The organism is Enterobacter sp. Ap-1006, assembly GCF_011752835.1.
In the GTDB taxonomy this organism is placed as follows: domain Bacteria; phylum Pseudomonadota; class Gammaproteobacteria; order Enterobacterales; family Enterobacteriaceae; genus Cedecea.
This window is the reverse complement of the sequence record NZ_VWWU01000001.1, coordinates 1,456,857-1,472,248: the sequence shown is the minus strand read 5'-3', so window position 1 is coordinate 1,472,248 and position 15,392 is coordinate 1,456,857. Positions and strand designations below refer to the sequence as shown.

Below are 15,392 nucleotides of genomic sequence, written 5' to 3'. Positions count from 1 at the left end.
TGTGACGCAGATCAATCTTTATCGCTACAGAAACTTAACAAAGGCTACCCCAAAGCGCGTTGAGGTAGCCCCAGGGTTATCAGGCGAGTTTAAACACTGAAACCGACTCATTGAGCCGCTGCGACTGATCTTTTAGAGAATGCGCGGCGGCAGAGGCCTGCTCAACCAGCGCGGCATTTTGCTGGGTGACCACGTCCATTTGCAGCACGGCCTGATTAATCTGCTCAATGCCGCGGCTCTGCTCATCGGTAGAGACGGCAATCTCAGCCATCAGCGTGGTGACCTGGGTAATCGACGTAGCGATGCGTTTCATGCTTTCCCCGGCCCGGTTGACCAGCTCGCTGCCGTTGGTGACCTGCTGGCCGGACAGCTCTATCAGCTCTTTAATTTCTTTTGCCGCCACGGAAGAACGTTGGGCGAGATTGCGTACCTCCGCTGCGACCACCGCGAAACCGCGACCTTGTTCCCCGGCTCGTGCGGCTTCAACCGCCGCGTTAAGGGCAAGAATATTGGTCTGGAAGGCGATGTCTTCGATGATGGAAATAATGCTGTCGATTTTGCCGGAGCTGGTTTCGATATTGCGCATAGAGCCGATGACCTGATCGACGATTTGCTGACCTTCGCTGGCCGCCGCGCGCATACCGTTAGCCAGCGTATTGGCCTGATGCGAGCTTTCTGACGTCCGTTTAACCGTGACGGTCAACTGTTCCATGCTGGCCGCCGTTTCACCCAGCGACGCCGCCTGCTCTTCGGTGCGAGCGGACAGGTCGGTATTGCCCGCCGCAATCTCTTCTGATGCATAGCCGACGGTGGTGCTGGACTCGCGCACCTGGCTGATGATTTCGGTGAGCGACAGGCGCATTTGCTCGAGGCTGTGCATCATCTGGCCGATTTCATCATTGGATTTGATATCAATGGTACGGTGCAGCAGGCCGTTGGCAATTTCAGCGCAGTGGGCCTTCGCGGTGTCCAGCTCTTTGAGGACGCGAACTTTCAGCAAAACAAACACGGCGGCAAGAATCGCGATAAACAGCGCGGCAAACAGGCCGATGGCGACAAAACTCGACTGAAAACCTGCCTGTGCGTCGGCGTTGAGCTGGTGTGCGTGTTGCTCCCGGAATGCCAGCAGCTTATCCAGCGTGATTTCGAACCCCCGATCGAGCGCCGGGATGGTGCCCGTGACCAGTTCCGCGCTGCGGGCTTTGTCATTGGCCTGGGCGGCCTCTAACAGAGGCTGCAGCCCTCCGTCACGATAGGCGAGCCAGGCGGCTTTATAGTCATCGGCGAGCGCTTGTTCCCCGGGCTGTTTCGTCGCTTCAAGGTAAGCCTTAAAGCTGGTGTCTGCTTTACCCAGCGCTTCTTTTGCCCCGGACAGGCTCTGGCTGGCCTGCTCGGCGTTGCCGGATTCCATCTCCTGAATGGCCTGCATGGCGCGAACGCGCATCGTGCGGCTGTGGTTAATGGGGTCAATGACGGATAACACTACGCGTATTTCGCTGTTGACGTCATTGAGGGCGTGGTTGCTGCGGGTGAGGGACCAAATATTGGACGCCGTGCTGGCGAGAAAAATAAGCAACAGCGTGCTGAAAACCAAAATCGAAAAACGCCTGACTGACATACTAAATCCTTAAGTCGGTGAAATATTCTTATCCCAGCCGCGCTGAAGAGCATTCAACACCGCTGGCTGTAGGGTTATCGGCAGCTGGAAGGGGATATTTACCGGGCGGGAAATTTAGAGCACAAAGTGTAATCTTACTGTCATCTGGCTATTTTATAACTCCGGTACCTCAACCACCGATATATATAAAAACCATGAAATTAAAAACACTTGCCTTACTTTGCAGTACCGTATTCCCTCTGGCTGGTCACGCTGCGGATGCGCAGGTTGACCGTTACGTTGTCACGTTTCCGCAAGGGGACAGCGTGGCCTACAAAGGTGAATACGCCGCTAACTTCCCGCACGGACTGCCGGTAGGCGTTGGCTCGGGCCTGACCTTTATGGGCAAGCAGGGCGACGACCTGATCTTTACTACCGTGACGGATCGCGGGCCCAATGCTGACTCGCCGAAAGCCGGGAAAAAAGAGTCCAAGATTTTTGCAAATCCTGACTTCACGCCGCTGCTGATGACCATCCGCGTGAGCAACGGTAAAGCCGAAGCTATCGACGCGAAGCCGCTGCATGATGCGCAGGGGCCGATTAGCGGGCTGCCGCTGCCGGAAGGGCTGATTGGCGCAACCAATGAAATTGCCCTGAGCGATACGCTCCAGAAGTTGAAGAGTGACCAGCGCGGGCTGGACACCGAAGGCATCACGCCGGACGGCAAGGGCGGTTACTGGCTGTGCGACGAGTACGGCCCGTTCGTTATCCATGTGGATGCTGACGGAAAAATCCTGAAAAAATATGGCCCGCAGGCCGAGCACGGTGAACAGGGCGTGGCGGGCGGATTGCCGAATATTGTCAAATGGCGCCAGCCTAACCGTGGGTTCGAAGGCATCACCCGTATGCCGGATGGCCGGATTATTGCGGCGGTGCAGAGCACGTTGGATATTGACGGCAAAACCAAAAACAGCGCGCAGTTCACGCGTTTGGTCAGCCTCGACCCGGCGACCGGTAAAACCGAAATGTACGGCTACCCGATCGACGTGGACGTCTATAAAAAATCCAAAGATGCCAAAATTGGCGATATCGTGGCGCTGGACAACCACCGCCTGCTGCTGATTGAGCAAGGCGGTGACAAAAACAAACAGATGCGCAACCTGGTCTACGTGGTTGACCTGAACGGCGCGTCCGATCTGGCCGGGTTCGATAAAGAAAAAGCCCCGGAGTTTGATGATGCTGAGCAACTGAAGGCGCGCGGCATCAAGCTGGCGAGCAAAAAAGAGGTTGTCGACCTGCGCAAGCTGGGCTGGCAGCAGGAAAAAGCCGAAGGCATGGCGCTGATTGATAACCAGACGATTGCCGTGATCAACGACAACGATTTTGGCCTGCAGGCCGTGCTGGCGAACGCCGATGACTACCAGGTGGACGGCAAAGGTCACCTGCTGAAAGACGGCGCGGAAGTGGCGACCAAAATTGAGCTGAAGCCGCTGGAAAAACCAGAATCACAAAATGATTTCTGGGTGATTAAGCTGCCCGAACCCCTGAAGTAATTTCTGCCCTTGCTCCTTTGTCGCCTGCGGCAGAGGAGCAAGCTACTGAAGTCTTGCCGTTTACCTGGCCCCCGAGAGCCTTTTATCCGGAACATTTCTGCCCATGGAAGGACTATTTCCTGAGGAGCGGATTGTACGCTATAATCAATAATGCCGTTTATACTCCAGAAAATTGATTTTCCAGCATCTGACATAAAGTCAACCAATCATATATTCACGCTGATTATAGTTTTCCCTCCGAAGAGTGCTTGCTTGTGTCGAGCATAATCGATGATGTGCCAGTCCAGGAATAACTGATCTGGTAAGGTTTTACGGCCATCAGTACGGTATTGACACATCACTGAAAAGTACTGGTGTAATGAAAATTGCTCGCCAACGCAGTATTGCCTGCGCCACGATTTATAAAACCCAGCAAGACGAAAAAATCTTGTGATATATTACTGTTTATAGATTTAACTATTTGATAGTTAATGCATTTTTAACATTGCATGGTGTTTTTCTGGAAAGTATGCATGGGGCTACAAGGCGATAGTCTGGATAATGAGCTAAAGCAGCGCCATGTTTTTCTTGAAAACGATATGAGGCTGATTAATTATGTCAGTAGATAATGGAATCGATAGTATTAAGTGTCATTGAACTTCAGCCTATTAAAAATTAAGAGATAGAAAATTATGCTACCAGAGCCCACATCCCTTTTTCCTTATGCCGTAAGTCAGCGTGTAATAGCTGACTTCCCAGAAAGAGAAACATTCATCAAATCTATCAATTTGGTTAAAAATAACCCTATTAGTGAGATGGATTCTTTAGTCTCATTTGATAGTGATATGCATAAAATAGATTTATTAAAATCCTGGAGTAGAGGGTTAAATAGAAAGAATTTTTGTCTAATGCATAGTGTAAGCAGTAATAATTATTCAACTCCGTTATTCAAAGGTTCTGCAAATGCCATCTTATCTAAATGGGATGTTATTTCATGCAGCTTAGTCAATTATGCCAATAGAGGAGATGCTAACTTTTCATCTGACGCTAATGGTGCACACCCTATTCATTTAGAGTTGGACGTTCCAGTGCAAAATATTCTTGGAACCCATAGCAGTGATGTAGCATTCCCTAATCATGCAGGCAGGAAATTTAATAGCCCGACAGGGAAGGTGCTGGATAGCTCTGCATTAACTCGACATATATTTAAAGGTATCAACAGATTTTCATTAAAAATCGACTCTCATAATGGATATGCCAATATAATTAATTTTCAGGATTTTATTGTTAAATGTTTTAGTTCGAGGGGCATGGGACATAATGAGATATTGTTAATAGGAAGGCCAGGTATTAATTTATACCGCGACATGCCTTGCACCAGAATGATAAAAGTCAAAGGAATAAGTTATGTGCCGGCACATCTTAAACGTTGTTACTATAATGCATTTTTACATGGAGGCCGTGATCATGCATTGAAAAAAGTCTCAGAACAAGTTGTGGTTGATATTGAATCCATCAAAAAATTAATGCGGGAAAATAATTTAATTTGTTTCACCAATCGCCTTTATAATGATCGCGGGGAATACGGTAAAACAGTAAGTGATTTATTATCCGAGCATTTTTTTAGTTCCGGCGTGGGGGTTTACAGGGGGGGTTCGTAAAATTTCGAAGGTTACGGAGTATGACGAAAATTTAGCATGACTGTGGGTTATGAATATGCTTTTTTATGATGTTGACTGATTGTGCGTGTATACGTAAATACAACAGACCGGGTTGACAGCCATCGTACCGAGCGCCGGGCATTCCATGTCGTGGGAGAACCCGGCCGGGCTGGCGCGGGTGCTGGCCGAGCAATGCAGAGCGTAATAAAAAAGCCATCCCGAAGGATGGCTTTGACGTTGTTGACCGGAAGGGAAAAAGCGTGGTTTTTTCCTTCCGGTGGCTATCAGGCCGAAAATCAATGAGTTGATTTTCTTGTTTCTTTTGACGAATCGTCCGGTAATTCTTCTATTTACTGAGAGTTGTCAGCGGTCTGAAAGCCATCCCGAAGGATGGCTTCAGGTTTAAATCGCTAACTTTTTATTTAACGTCTCAATCTCTGCCCGCCACTGCTTTTGCAGCGCCGGTTTCTGGTGCTTTTCCTTGCGCGCCACGTCCTCCGCCAGCTTTTCTTCCAGTTCGATAAGCCGTTCCAGCAGCGCATCGCTTTCTCTATAGTGCGGTGCTTGCTGGATGACTTGCTCTGGCTGGGATTTCACTTCGGTCAGCGGTAGCCCGCTTTCCTCTGCTGTCAGCAGGGCGTACAGCGCGTCCAGGTCGTGCCATTCGCTCAGCACGCCGTTGTTCACCAGCCAGAAGCGGTTACAGCCTTTGGCTATCAGCTCGCGGTCGTGCGTCACCAGCAGCACGCCACCTTCAAAGGTTTGCAGCGTTTCCGCCAGCGCCTCTTTGCCTTCCATGTCCAGGTGGTTGGTCGGTTCATCCAGCATCAGCAGGGAGTAGCGGGCCAGCGTCAGGCCAACGAACAGCAGGCGCGAACGCTCTCCGCCGCTCAGCGTACTGACGGCTTGCTGGTGTCGCAGCCACGGAAATCCGGCGCTGATTAACGCCATTTTCCTGTCCTGCTCGCTGAGCGGGGCAAACGGCTCCAGCGCCTCCAGCAGCGAATCACCGTCGTTAAGCTGGTGCAGCGTCTGGTCGTAATACCCCAGATGCACCCGAGGATGCAGGCGAATAGCGTCCTCACGCTCTGACTGCTGGTACTGCTGCCAAAGCAGGCGCAGCAGAGACGACTTGCCGCAGCCGTTCCGGCCTATCACCGCCACGCGGTCGCCGCTTTTCACTCGCTGCAACGGCAGAGTGAATAGAGGTTCACACTCCGGCGCAGGCCGAACGTTTAACGCTTCCAGCTCCAGGAGTCTGTCGGCAATCAGCGCTTCACCTTTCAGCTTAAGCTGCCACTGGCTGCCCGCCGTGAGCTCAGTTTGCTCGTCCTTCAGCCGGTCAATGCGCTTTTCCATCTGCTTGGCTTTTCGGGAAAGATCTTCGTTGTCGTAGACCCGGCCCCAAATTGCCAGCCGTTTGGCGCTGGCGGTAATACGGTCGATTTCCTTTTGCTCCGCCTGATGGCGGTGGGCATCGGTTCTGTCCCGTTCCTCCAGCGCACTGCGCGCCTGAGAACACGGTAGCGCAAAGAAATGCAGCGAACGATCGCGCAAGATCCAACTGCCGTTGGTGACGTTATCCAGCAGGCTGCGGTCGTGCGAAACCAGCACGAAGCTGCCGCTCCAGCCGCGCAGGAACTGTTCCAGCCACAGCAGCGTGGGCAAGTCCAGGTGGTTGCTGGGTTCATCCAGCAGCAGTAAATCTGGCTCACTAATTAGCGCTCGCGCCAGCAGCAGGCGAGTATGCTGCCCGCCGCTCAGCGTGCCGGAAGTCAGTCGCCAGTCCGTTTCGCTAAAGCCCATACTTGCCAGCAAAGCTTCTGCCCGCCAGCATTCGCTATCTCGCTGGTTTTCCTCAATTTGTGCCAGCACAGCATCGAGCATGGTCATCGTATTGAGGCTTTCCGGCAGATGCTGTTCAACCCTTGCCATCAGGCAGCTAGCCGCCTGCGTCACCGAGCCGCTGGTGGGCGAAAGAGTGCCGTCCAGCAGTTTCAGCAGGGTGCTTTTGCCGCAGCCGTTATGACCGATCAGGCCAATACGGTCGCCTTTTTTCAGGGTAAAAGTGATGGACTCCAGCAGCGAACCGAAAGCGGTGTCGAGGTGCAGAGATTGGGCGGTTAATAAAGTGCTCATATGTGCTTACTCAAGAGTTATGGCGTGCAAACGCCTCGTCGTATAACGCTGACGATAACCCGGTAAGCCCGAGAGAAGGGATTCAGTAAGTTTCTTCGCTCAAGCCGAAGTTATCGCAGCACGGAACCGATAACGCTTGAGCAGAGACGATCGCCAAAAGTATGCGAACGGTTAAAGCGCTCACAAGACATCATGGGGATCCTCCTTATATATATTGAGTGAATGGGTGGGCGGATTGTAGCGGGAAAGTGAATGGGTTGCCACCTGCCAGAATTTGTTACGAATGCATTTAACGGCGGCGTCGCTGCTTACCCTCACCCTAACCCTCTCCCTGGAAGGGAGAGGGAATAGATGACCTACAGTTTTGACCTGTTGTTTCTCCCACGCCGCCTGGGGAGAGGGAATAGATTGCGTTCTGTTCTGACCTTTTATTTTCCCCCTCTCCCCTTTGGGGAGAGGGCCGGGGTGAGGGGCTGACGCCCTCAAATTCATCCCAGCAGCTTCACCAGCGTCTGCCGCTGCTTCTCATTAATATCCAGCGGGTTTTGATAGCCGATATTCTCCGTGGCCCGGGTATATAGCGCGACCAGCCAGTCGTACACGTAGCTGGCGTTGCCGCGCGTTGGCTGCTCGCCCAGTTTTGTCAGTCGACGGCTGATATCCGCCTGGGCAGGGGGGGCAAACACGGCCTGGCCTTTATTGACGCGGCTTGCCGGGCGATCGGAAACCGGCACGCTGGCGTAGCCCAGCCAGGCAATAAAATCACCCAGCACCGTGCTGGCACGGGAAATATCCAGCTCAAGCCCGGAGTCGCCGTTTTGCATGCTGCGTTCCAGCCTCATCGGCACATCCAGCCGGTAGCTGGCGACGATCAGCGTGTTGCACAGCGCCTGAAGCTGAACGCTGTCCAGGCCAAACTGGTGTGCGGCTTCCCGACGCTGGCCCAGCAGGCGCAGGTGGTTAACCCAAAGCTGGTGCACGGCGCGGGCGTAGCTGATGCCTTCGGTCTGAGGGGCAACATGCTCGGCCGCGTCGGCAAACAAGTCTATCTCCAGCGCAAAGCCTTCCGGTTTAGGCTGATGCTGTTGCTGGTGCTGCAGCCAGATCTGCTGCAGAGCATCCCGGGATGGCACCAGGCTTGCCAGCAAATCACCGTGCTGGGTCGCCCGGGCCTGCAGAGCACGCACCAGATCTTCTGCCTGCTGGCGAGCCTGCTGTGGGGTGGCCTGCTGCGTGTCAATAAAGCGCTGGAACAGTTCGACGGTTTGCGTTTCCAGCTCACCGCGCAGGGCGGTGAGACGCTGTTCACGGCGAGTGGGATTTAGCGCATCGGTTAGCCATTCCAGCAGGCGATGCATGTTTCTGCTGTCGAGCGCCTGCAGCGTGCCCCAGCGCTTGCCCGGGTTGCCAATCAGGCGCTGAACGCCATCGTCCAGGCTGGCACCCAGCGTAAAGCGGGCGTCAAACGGCGTGATGGCCCAGACCAGGCCCGGCAGCGAGCTGTGCCCTGGGCTTTGGGTGCTGTCTACCCACCATGCCAGCGCTTTCCCTGTCGCCTGAACTTCACTGCGTTCGCTGACGGCGTTACACACCAGCAGCGTGTCCGGCTGAAGCCGGGTGGTGTACCAGCTAAGCTGACTCGCCGGGATATCCAGTAAATCCACGTTGCTCAGCGCAGTCGGCTGACTGAGGGTGAAAATAACTTCGGCGCACAGCAGCGCCAGGTCGTTCTGCGGCAGGCTGAGGTGAGAACCAGGCTGATTTCCCACCAGCGGGCAAACCATCACATCCGCCTGTTCCGGTGCGTCTTCCAGGCCGGAAGGAATGAGAAAACCTTCGGCAGGCAGCAGGAAACTGTCCACCACGAGGCTTGCCGGAGCCAGAACCTGTTCCACGCAGCCCAAATGCTGCAAGGCCTGCGCCAGTCGCAGCCAGGTTTCCGTCAGGGCGCTATCTTCGCCCCACAGCAGGGCGAACAGCAAGGCGCGATCTTCTGTCGAAAGGTAAGGTGCAAGCTCGGCCATGCGGTAAACCAGGCGCTCATCCAGGTGATGCTGACGGCGCTGGAGTCGGTGGTAGCCGTACAGCAGATCGGCCGTTTGCTCACGGGTTAATCCTGGTGCAGCGGCAGACAGACGGCGGGACTCCAGTTCGGTCAGCCGCAGGGCAACCGCGCTTGACGTTGCCAGACGGGGCGCTTCAGAGGCGTGATACCTGTTGATAAACTGCTGCGCCAGTTCGGCCTCGCTAAACAGCGTCAGCAGCAGCGGGTAATTCTCTACTTCAGGGGGCCGTTGGGCGCTGAAGCGCACCGCCATCGCCGCTGGCGTATGGCCTGGGTTGATGTGCGTCAGGTAGTCCAGCCGTTTATCACCGAGCTGAATATCAATGCGGCTATTCGGGCTGCCCTGCAGGGTATTCAGCAGATGATTTTTGCCGTCCAGGGCGTGGCCATAAATGCCTAGCGTCAGCGGAGCGTCCTCCAGCGCGCTGATGCGACGGTGGCGTTCGCTTAGCTGTTGGAGGCGCGCCAAAAGACTGTCCGCTTCATTGTCGAGCAGCGGAGAGAAAGTGCGGGTCATCCGAACCCAGTTAACCAGATGGCTGAGCGTGGTAGTTAGCTGCTTCATTTTTGGTATACGCTCCCGCTGTCTATCCAGTAATGCGTCGCCCCGCTGTAGCTGCCGGCGAGGGTATTCAGTTTAAAACTCAGTTGTTCGAGGGGGACTTTGCTGCCGTCCGACAGCCAGGCTTCGGCAAGGCTGAATGACTCGGCCTCGCGGGTCTGCTTCAGGCGCACGTTCAGCACGCCGTCTCCGGCAATTGATTTCGCCAGCTGCGGCGAGTTGATTGCCAGCGTGTAGAGCGGCGTGGCTGGCCAGCGGGCGTTATCTAGCTGACGGAAGCCCAGGCAGGCGTTGCCGCGCAGCGGGAAGTGGACTCGGGTGTCCAGGTTCGCCTGCGGGCTGTCGAGATCGATATCCCGGTACCAGACGTTATCTTCCAGCAGCCGGTCGTTGCCGTCCAGCATGCCCAGGTAGCGCACGGTGGAATAGGCCTGAATATCGGCGGCTTTAAAGTTAAAGCTCGGCAGGCGTAGATCCATCGCCAGGCTGCACAGCATTGCGCCCACCGCGGCGGTAGATTTCGGGTTACCGATGCGCCCTTGCTGGCTGAACGGATACCACTCGTGGGTCTGGTAGTTATCGAGCCAGACAATGCGGTTAACCGGTACCGGCTGCAGGTGACGCAGAAGCGCCTGCACGCCAGGCAGACAGCCAGGGCGACCGGTGACTAACAGCACGTCGCAGCAATAATGGTTGATCACTTCGCACAGCGCCTGCAGCGGCGCGGTGAGGGTGAACTGGCCCGCCAGCAGCGCATCCTGCAGCGCGGCAATTTCCGCCTGCAGCGGCACGCTCATGATGTCAAACTGCGGTGCGTCGGCTGGCAGCTCGTGCTGAACCGCCTGCTGAACGTAGTTGATCACGTTGCGGGTTGGCTGCTGGGTCAGTAGCTCGCCGAAGGTTGCTTCCAGCACCGAATCCGGCTCTTCCGGGTCGCTCTCTTCCCAGAAAGAAAGCACCGCATGGCCGAGCGGAATAAACAGCTGGAGCGCAGTTTGCTGGCGTAGCGTGGCGCGGGTGTCCATGCGGCCGGATTCCCCAAACAGCGTGGTCATCAGGCCTGGCGCGTCAGCTACGCCCGCTTTGTGGATGTGGGCCTGCAACGCAGGCAGGACGCAGCGCTGAATCACGTCCAGCAAAATATCGTCCCCGGCGACTTTAAAGCCTTCACGGAACAGCAGGCGCGGCGCGATTTTCACGTTGCTGCCCACACCGTCGTCCAGTTGATACTGGGTGATCGCCATATCGGTTGTGCCGCCGCCGATGTCAATCGACGCCACGCGCAGGGTTTTGCCGACGGGTTCGTCCGGCGTCAGGGCGCGGTCAGGCCGGGCGAGGCTTTCAAAGAAGCGTCCGGTTTGCCCGGCGTAGTTCACCAGCGCCTCGTTATACAGCCAGACCAGCTGGCCGCAGGTGGCTTCGTCCCACTCCATCTGCACTTCCGGCACCGGCACGATACTTTTCTTTTTGTCGCGCTCGAGGGTGAAACCTTCGTCGGTCGGGTGCCAGTCCATCGCTTTCCACACCAGGCCGACCGCCTCCTGCATACGCTGGCGGAACAGCTCGCGTTCCGGTTTTGGCATAGCGGAAGGTAAAGTCAGAATCAGGTTGCGCAGCTGGCGAGGCGAGGTCGGGTGCCCCATGCTCTGGCGGGAGCCAATACTGTTGATTTGCATCAGCGCCTGGGAGAGCAGCTCGCACAGCATCAGGGTCATCAGCGAGCTGCGGCTGTACTGCGGCGAAAACACCGGCAGGCGTTCATCCATCGGCAGGGCGTACAGCGGCTGGCCGTCGTCGTTCATCAGGTTCATCAGCGGGAATGCGGTCGCCAGCGGCTCACGCTGGGTTTTCATGCCCATCTGGCTGAAGCGCCAGTCCTGGCTGGCTGGCGTGACGTCCCACAGATAGCGGCGCGGGCTGGAGATCCCGCTGGCGCCTTCGGTACCCAGGCGAGCGCAGGCCATACGGCGAGCTTCGTCGCCCACGCGGGCAATAGAAGGCCAGACAAAGGCGTCGTCGCGCCCGCTTTCAACGGAGAAATGCTGCTTGCCAAATTTTGCCTCGCTGAACTCCAGGCGGCTGGTAAACATCGCGTCGTTTATCAGCTGTGGTTCGCTCAGGGAGCGGATCTGCAGCTCGGCAGTCTGGCGCAGACCGTCGTTTTCTTCGCCGTGATCTTCGATCAGGACGCCGCAGGTGTGGGTATTCCCCACATCCAGCACCAAATCTACGTCAATCGGCGGGGATTGCAGCGTGGCGGTGACGATCTTCACTTCCGGCACGGCGAGCTGGTTGCCGATAAGCTCCAGAATGTTCAGATAGTGAGCCTGATATTCAAAGGCTTTCATCGCGGCGGCGAGCTCACGCTCGGTGCGCTCTTCCACGCGGGTGGCAAACTGGGTGAAGGTTTCGCGCAGCCAGCCGTCCACCCAGGTCTGGTCGAGAAAATCTTTGATCTCGTGGTTGTGCCAGGCCAGCGCAAAACGGGCGCCGTTGCGGACGTCGTTTTCCGTCGGCGCCAGATGGGCGGCGGGGTGATCGTCCGCGTAAATTTTGCTGTCCAGCGCGAGGCTGATACGCACCGTATTCCCGGCGGAATCGGGCGTCTCCAGAACACGCACCTGCACGCGGGCCCAGTTATCCGGTCCACCCACAAAGGTACGCGGCGGGTTAAAGCGCAGGAACGGCAGCGGCAGCCAGGTTTTGTCCATCACCCGCAGGGAGTGGCCAAGCGTAATGGTGCTTTCGGGTTTCACCACTTCTGGCGCGGTGCCGTTTTCGCCCGGCAGGGTAAATTTCCCGGGCACAACATCGTAATCAAGGCGTAACAGCGGGCCGTTGGCCGTCTGGCGCACAAAGCGCCCGGCGTGGGCGGCGTTAGTCTGCGGCGCAAGGCCAAAGTCCAGGAACTGAATGCCGCTGTCTTTGATGAGCGTGACGCTCGGCTTGTAGTGAAAAAGGGTCGCCAGCATGATCAGTTACTCACTTTTCGGAAGGTGATCGGTATGACTTTGTCGCCTTCATAGCGGCCGGTGCAAACGGCGGCGCCGTTGCTGCCGGTTTTACAGGTCACTTCCGGCATCGGGTAGCGGCTGCCGTCGCCGCAGCGCGCGCTGCCGCGGGTTTTAATCATCAGCGCGCCATTTTGATGCAGGCCGGAAAACACCTCGGCTTTACAGACAATGTTATCGCCGTGCACCAGGCGCACTGTGCCTTTGTTGTTGGCTATCTGGTAGCGCAGGCTTGGCGCTTTACCGGTGATAGGGTCACTGAAATCGATCTGTGCTCGCCAGGTGCCGTTGAGGAATTTAGTGGAGCCAATTTTCACGGCTTCTGCCGGGAGAATTAACGCATTTTTCGGCACGTCTGCGGCAACGGTAATTGGCTCAGGATTTTCTTCCGGCGCGGCAACCGGCGCTGGCTCAGGCTTAGGCGGCACCACAACTTCGGCTGGCGTCAGCGGCAGGGTAGTTTTGGCCACATCGACGGCCTGTATTGGCGCTGGCGCAATAGGTTTAGGCGGGACTTCGGCCTGGGCGGTTGCCACCGGCGCGGTCTGGCTCCCGCTAAGCAGCAGATAACCCACCGGGGCCGCAATGGCGACGGCAATCACGGCGGCGACCGGCAGCAGCCAGCGGCGGCGCGGCTTCGCGGCTACGGCGACAGGTTCCGGGCTCGGGGCCGGTTTTTCTTCTTCGGCTGCGGCTTTTTTCACTGCGGTGAGGCTATAAACCGGAGAATCATCATCCACCTGAACCGCCATCGGGGCTTCAAGCAGCGGCTTTTCTGGCTCGCTAATTTCTACCGGCAGTGGCTCTGGCTCCGGCATCGTTTCTTCAGGGATAAACGCAATTTCAGGCTCGCGCGATTCCACCACCCGCAGGCATTCCAGCACATCGTCCCGTGCGCCCTGGTTAAGATTCACGAACCCCCAGAAGGTGATCACCGGCTTGCCGTTCACCAGGTAGACGTGCTGGCTGCCGGGGAACTGCAGAGCTTTTTCCAGCAGTGCGCCAAAGAGGCGAATCGAGGTTTTCTCCGCCTGCTGGCAGCGCGCGCTGAGCGAGGCTACGTTGGATAAGCAATTATCCAGATAGCGAAGGGCGGTGCGGCGCTCTTCGTCGCTGGCGGCTGCCCAACTGGTGACGCTGCCTTCCTGAGGCGCATACCAGTCGACGCGGTCGCCTTCGTCGTTGGGCTGGGGAATGGCCAGCGCGTCGGCGACGGCCTGCTGTTTACGAAGGCGTAATGTTTCGCGTATTTGAAACGCGGAATCAAACACTGCCTGACCGTTTTCGCCCAGCGCGAGAAAGTCATCCAGGCATCCGCTGCGCAATAATGTTTTTGCCACGTCATCAATCCTGCTGTTAACGGCTCACCCGAGAGCCATCTTCACGCTTTACAGTTTAACGAAGCGGCCCTAAGTCAAACGGCAGAAGAGACGGCAAAATGGGTAAATTATCTGGCTATTAGACAAAATGGGGCGGTTTGAAGCCGGCGATACTTACCCGGAAGTAAGTCACTTACTGGCAGGTAACTTATTGACCAGAAAGGAAAAGACAGGCACGATGAACCCCGATTTTGCGGCCTTGTGGCCGGGGCTTTCCCTCTAACCATGTCGAGAAAAATTATGGCTAAAATCGTTGTTATTTACTTTTCCGGATACGGTCACACCAAACGTGTGGCAGAGCATGTTGCACAAGGGGCAAACGCCGACCTCGTCGCCGTGGACAGCAATGGCGATATTCAGGAAGCGGACTGGCAAAAACTGAACGATGCCAAAGGGATCATCTTTGGGGCGCCTACCTACATGGGCAACGTGCCGTGGCAGTTCAAAAAGTTTGCCGATGCTTCCTCCAAAGTGTGGTTCACCCGTGGCTGGCAGGACAAAGTGTTCGGCGGCTTCACCAATAGCGCCAGCCTGAACGGCGACAAGCAGGTAAGCCTGCAGTGGATGCAAACCCTGGCCTCTCAGCACGGCGGCATTTGGGTGAGCCTGGGCCAGTTGCCTTCGAATACCCTGGCGGCAACCCGCGAAGACGCGAACAACCTGGGCGGCTCGGTCGGGCTGCTGGTGCAGTCTCCGTCTGACGCAGGCGCCGAACAAATTGCCCAGGGCGACCTGGACACCGCCGTCAAATACGGCGCACGCGTGGCGGATATTGCTGCCCGCCTGAGCTAAAAAATCCTATCTTTTCTAAAGCGCCTGCGGGCGCTTTTGTCTTTGCCACTTCCTCAGTAATTACCCCTGGTTATTGTCAGTTGTATTCATCAAATAAATACTTATCATGATAATTATCATAGTGACTATTTACATGGGGATTACCCGATGCATGACGATAAATACGACATTGTCGATTTTCCCGATCGCCCGCTGGGGATGCGCCTGGCAATGCTGGTGCGCCTGTGGCGTGGCATCGTGGATGACGCCGTGGCGTTTACCGGCCTAACCCAAAGCAGCTGGACGACGCTGATGCAGCTCAGCGTGGCGGGGGAGAAAATCACCGTCACGGATCTGGCCCGGGCGCAGGGCATCGACCTGCCGCCTCTGACGCGCATGCTGGCACAGCTGGAAAAAGAGGGCTATGTCACCCGCACGCCGGACGAAAAAGACAGACGGGTGAAATTTATCTCGCTGACGCCCGCGGGCCAGAAAGCGATTAAGGCGGTAAGTGAAACGGTGGAGCGCTGCCAGGCGCAGGTCGCGCAGGGCATTCCGGCTCAGCAAATAGAACAGTTCAGCCAGACGGTAAACCTGCTGGCCGCCAACATGATCAAAATTCGATAGTTCTTTCACGCCTGGTTTCCCGGCGTGTTTCTCATTTAGCGAGTAGTT

Annotated in this window: 9 protein-coding genes; 4 read left to right on the top strand and 5 right to left on the bottom strand. The window is 56.2% G+C overall.

All coding sequences use genetic code 11. From position 1 onward, the window contains the following. Positions 1–79: 79 nt before the first annotated feature. A complete protein-coding gene (locus tag F3J28_RS06735) occupies positions 80–1,618 on the bottom strand; it encodes a methyl-accepting chemotaxis protein (protein ID WP_166874076.1) in 1,539 nt (512 codons plus the stop codon). Between the two features lie 194 nt (positions 1,619–1,812). Between F3J28_RS06735 and F3J28_RS06730 the strand changes: the two genes are divergently transcribed. Then, positions 1,813–3,150, top strand: a complete 1,338-nt coding sequence (locus tag F3J28_RS06730) for an esterase-like activity of phytase family protein (protein WP_166874073.1) — start codon at positions 1,813–1,815, stop codon at positions 3,148–3,150. A 671-nt stretch (positions 3,151–3,821) separates the two neighbouring features. After that, entirely contained in the window at positions 3,822–4,790 is a 969-nt protein-coding gene (locus F3J28_RS06725; RefSeq protein ID WP_166874070.1) for a hypothetical protein, read from the top strand. A gap of 402 nt (positions 4,791–5,192) precedes the next feature. On the opposite strand, the gene F3J28_RS06720 is transcribed toward F3J28_RS06725, so the two are convergent. The 4 genes from F3J28_RS06720 to F3J28_RS06705 form a co-directional block, all read right to left on the bottom strand. Beyond that, entirely contained in the window at positions 5,193–6,929 is a 1,737-nt protein-coding gene (locus F3J28_RS06720) for an ABC-F family ATP-binding cassette domain-containing protein (protein WP_166874067.1), read from the bottom strand. A gap of 488 nt (positions 6,930–7,417) precedes the next feature. Beyond that, positions 7,418–9,559: a virulence factor SrfC family protein gene (locus F3J28_RS06715; RefSeq protein WP_166874064.1), complete on the bottom strand. Its 2,142-nt coding sequence runs from the start codon at positions 9,557–9,559 to the stop codon at positions 7,418–7,420. Continuing rightward, on the bottom strand, positions 9,556–12,528 hold the full coding sequence (locus F3J28_RS06710; RefSeq protein ID WP_166874061.1) for a virulence factor SrfB: 2,973 nt from the start codon (positions 12,526–12,528) through the stop codon (positions 9,556–9,558). Before F3J28_RS06710 ends, F3J28_RS06715 begins: the two co-directional genes overlap by 4 nt. Positions 12,529–12,530: 2 nt before the next feature. Beyond that, positions 12,531–13,907 carry an SrfA family protein gene (locus F3J28_RS06705; RefSeq protein ID WP_166874058.1) on the bottom strand — a complete coding sequence of 459 codons (1,377 nt, stop codon included), beginning with the start codon at positions 13,905–13,907 and terminating at the stop codon, positions 12,531–12,533. Positions 13,908–14,186: 279 nt separating this feature from the next. Here F3J28_RS06705 and F3J28_RS06700 point away from each other — a divergent pair, with 279 nt between their 5' ends. Then, positions 14,187–14,738 (top strand): flavodoxin family protein, encoded by a 552-nt coding sequence (locus F3J28_RS06700; protein WP_008459077.1) that lies wholly within the window; start codon positions 14,187–14,189, stop codon positions 14,736–14,738. A 147-nt stretch (positions 14,739–14,885) separates the two neighbouring features. Beyond that, entirely contained in the window at positions 14,886–15,344 is a 459-nt protein-coding gene (locus tag F3J28_RS06695) for a MarR family winged helix-turn-helix transcriptional regulator (RefSeq protein WP_166874055.1), read from the top strand. The last annotated feature ends 48 nt before the right edge of the window (positions 15,345–15,392 follow it).

What these genes read in the sequence shown, in the direction of transcription:
- F3J28_RS06725 (WP_166874070.1), top strand. Translation starts at nt 3,822, where the DNA reads ATGCTACCAGAGCCCACATCCCTTTTTCCTTATGCCGTAAGTCAGCGT.
- F3J28_RS06715 (WP_166874064.1), bottom strand. Translation starts at nt 9,559, where the DNA reads ATGAAGCAGCTAACTACCACGCTCAGCCATCTGGTTAACTGGGTTCGG.
- F3J28_RS06695 (WP_166874055.1), top strand. Translation starts at nt 14,886, where the DNA reads ATGCATGACGATAAATACGACATTGTCGATTTTCCCGATCGCCCGCTG.
- F3J28_RS06720 (WP_166874067.1), bottom strand. Translation starts at nt 6,929, where the DNA reads ATGAGCACTTTATTAACCGCCCAATCTCTGCACCTCGACACCGCTTTC.
- F3J28_RS06730 (WP_166874073.1), top strand. Translation starts at nt 1,813, where the DNA reads ATGAAATTAAAAACACTTGCCTTACTTTGCAGTACCGTATTCCCTCTG.
- F3J28_RS06710 (WP_166874061.1), bottom strand. Translation starts at nt 12,528, where the DNA reads ATGCTGGCGACCCTTTTTCACTACAAGCCGAGCGTCACGCTCATCAAA.
- F3J28_RS06700 (WP_008459077.1), top strand. Translation starts at nt 14,187, where the DNA reads ATGGCTAAAATCGTTGTTATTTACTTTTCCGGATACGGTCACACCAAA.
- F3J28_RS06735 (WP_166874076.1), bottom strand. Translation starts at nt 1,618, where the DNA reads ATGTCAGTCAGGCGTTTTTCGATTTTGGTTTTCAGCACGCTGTTGCTT.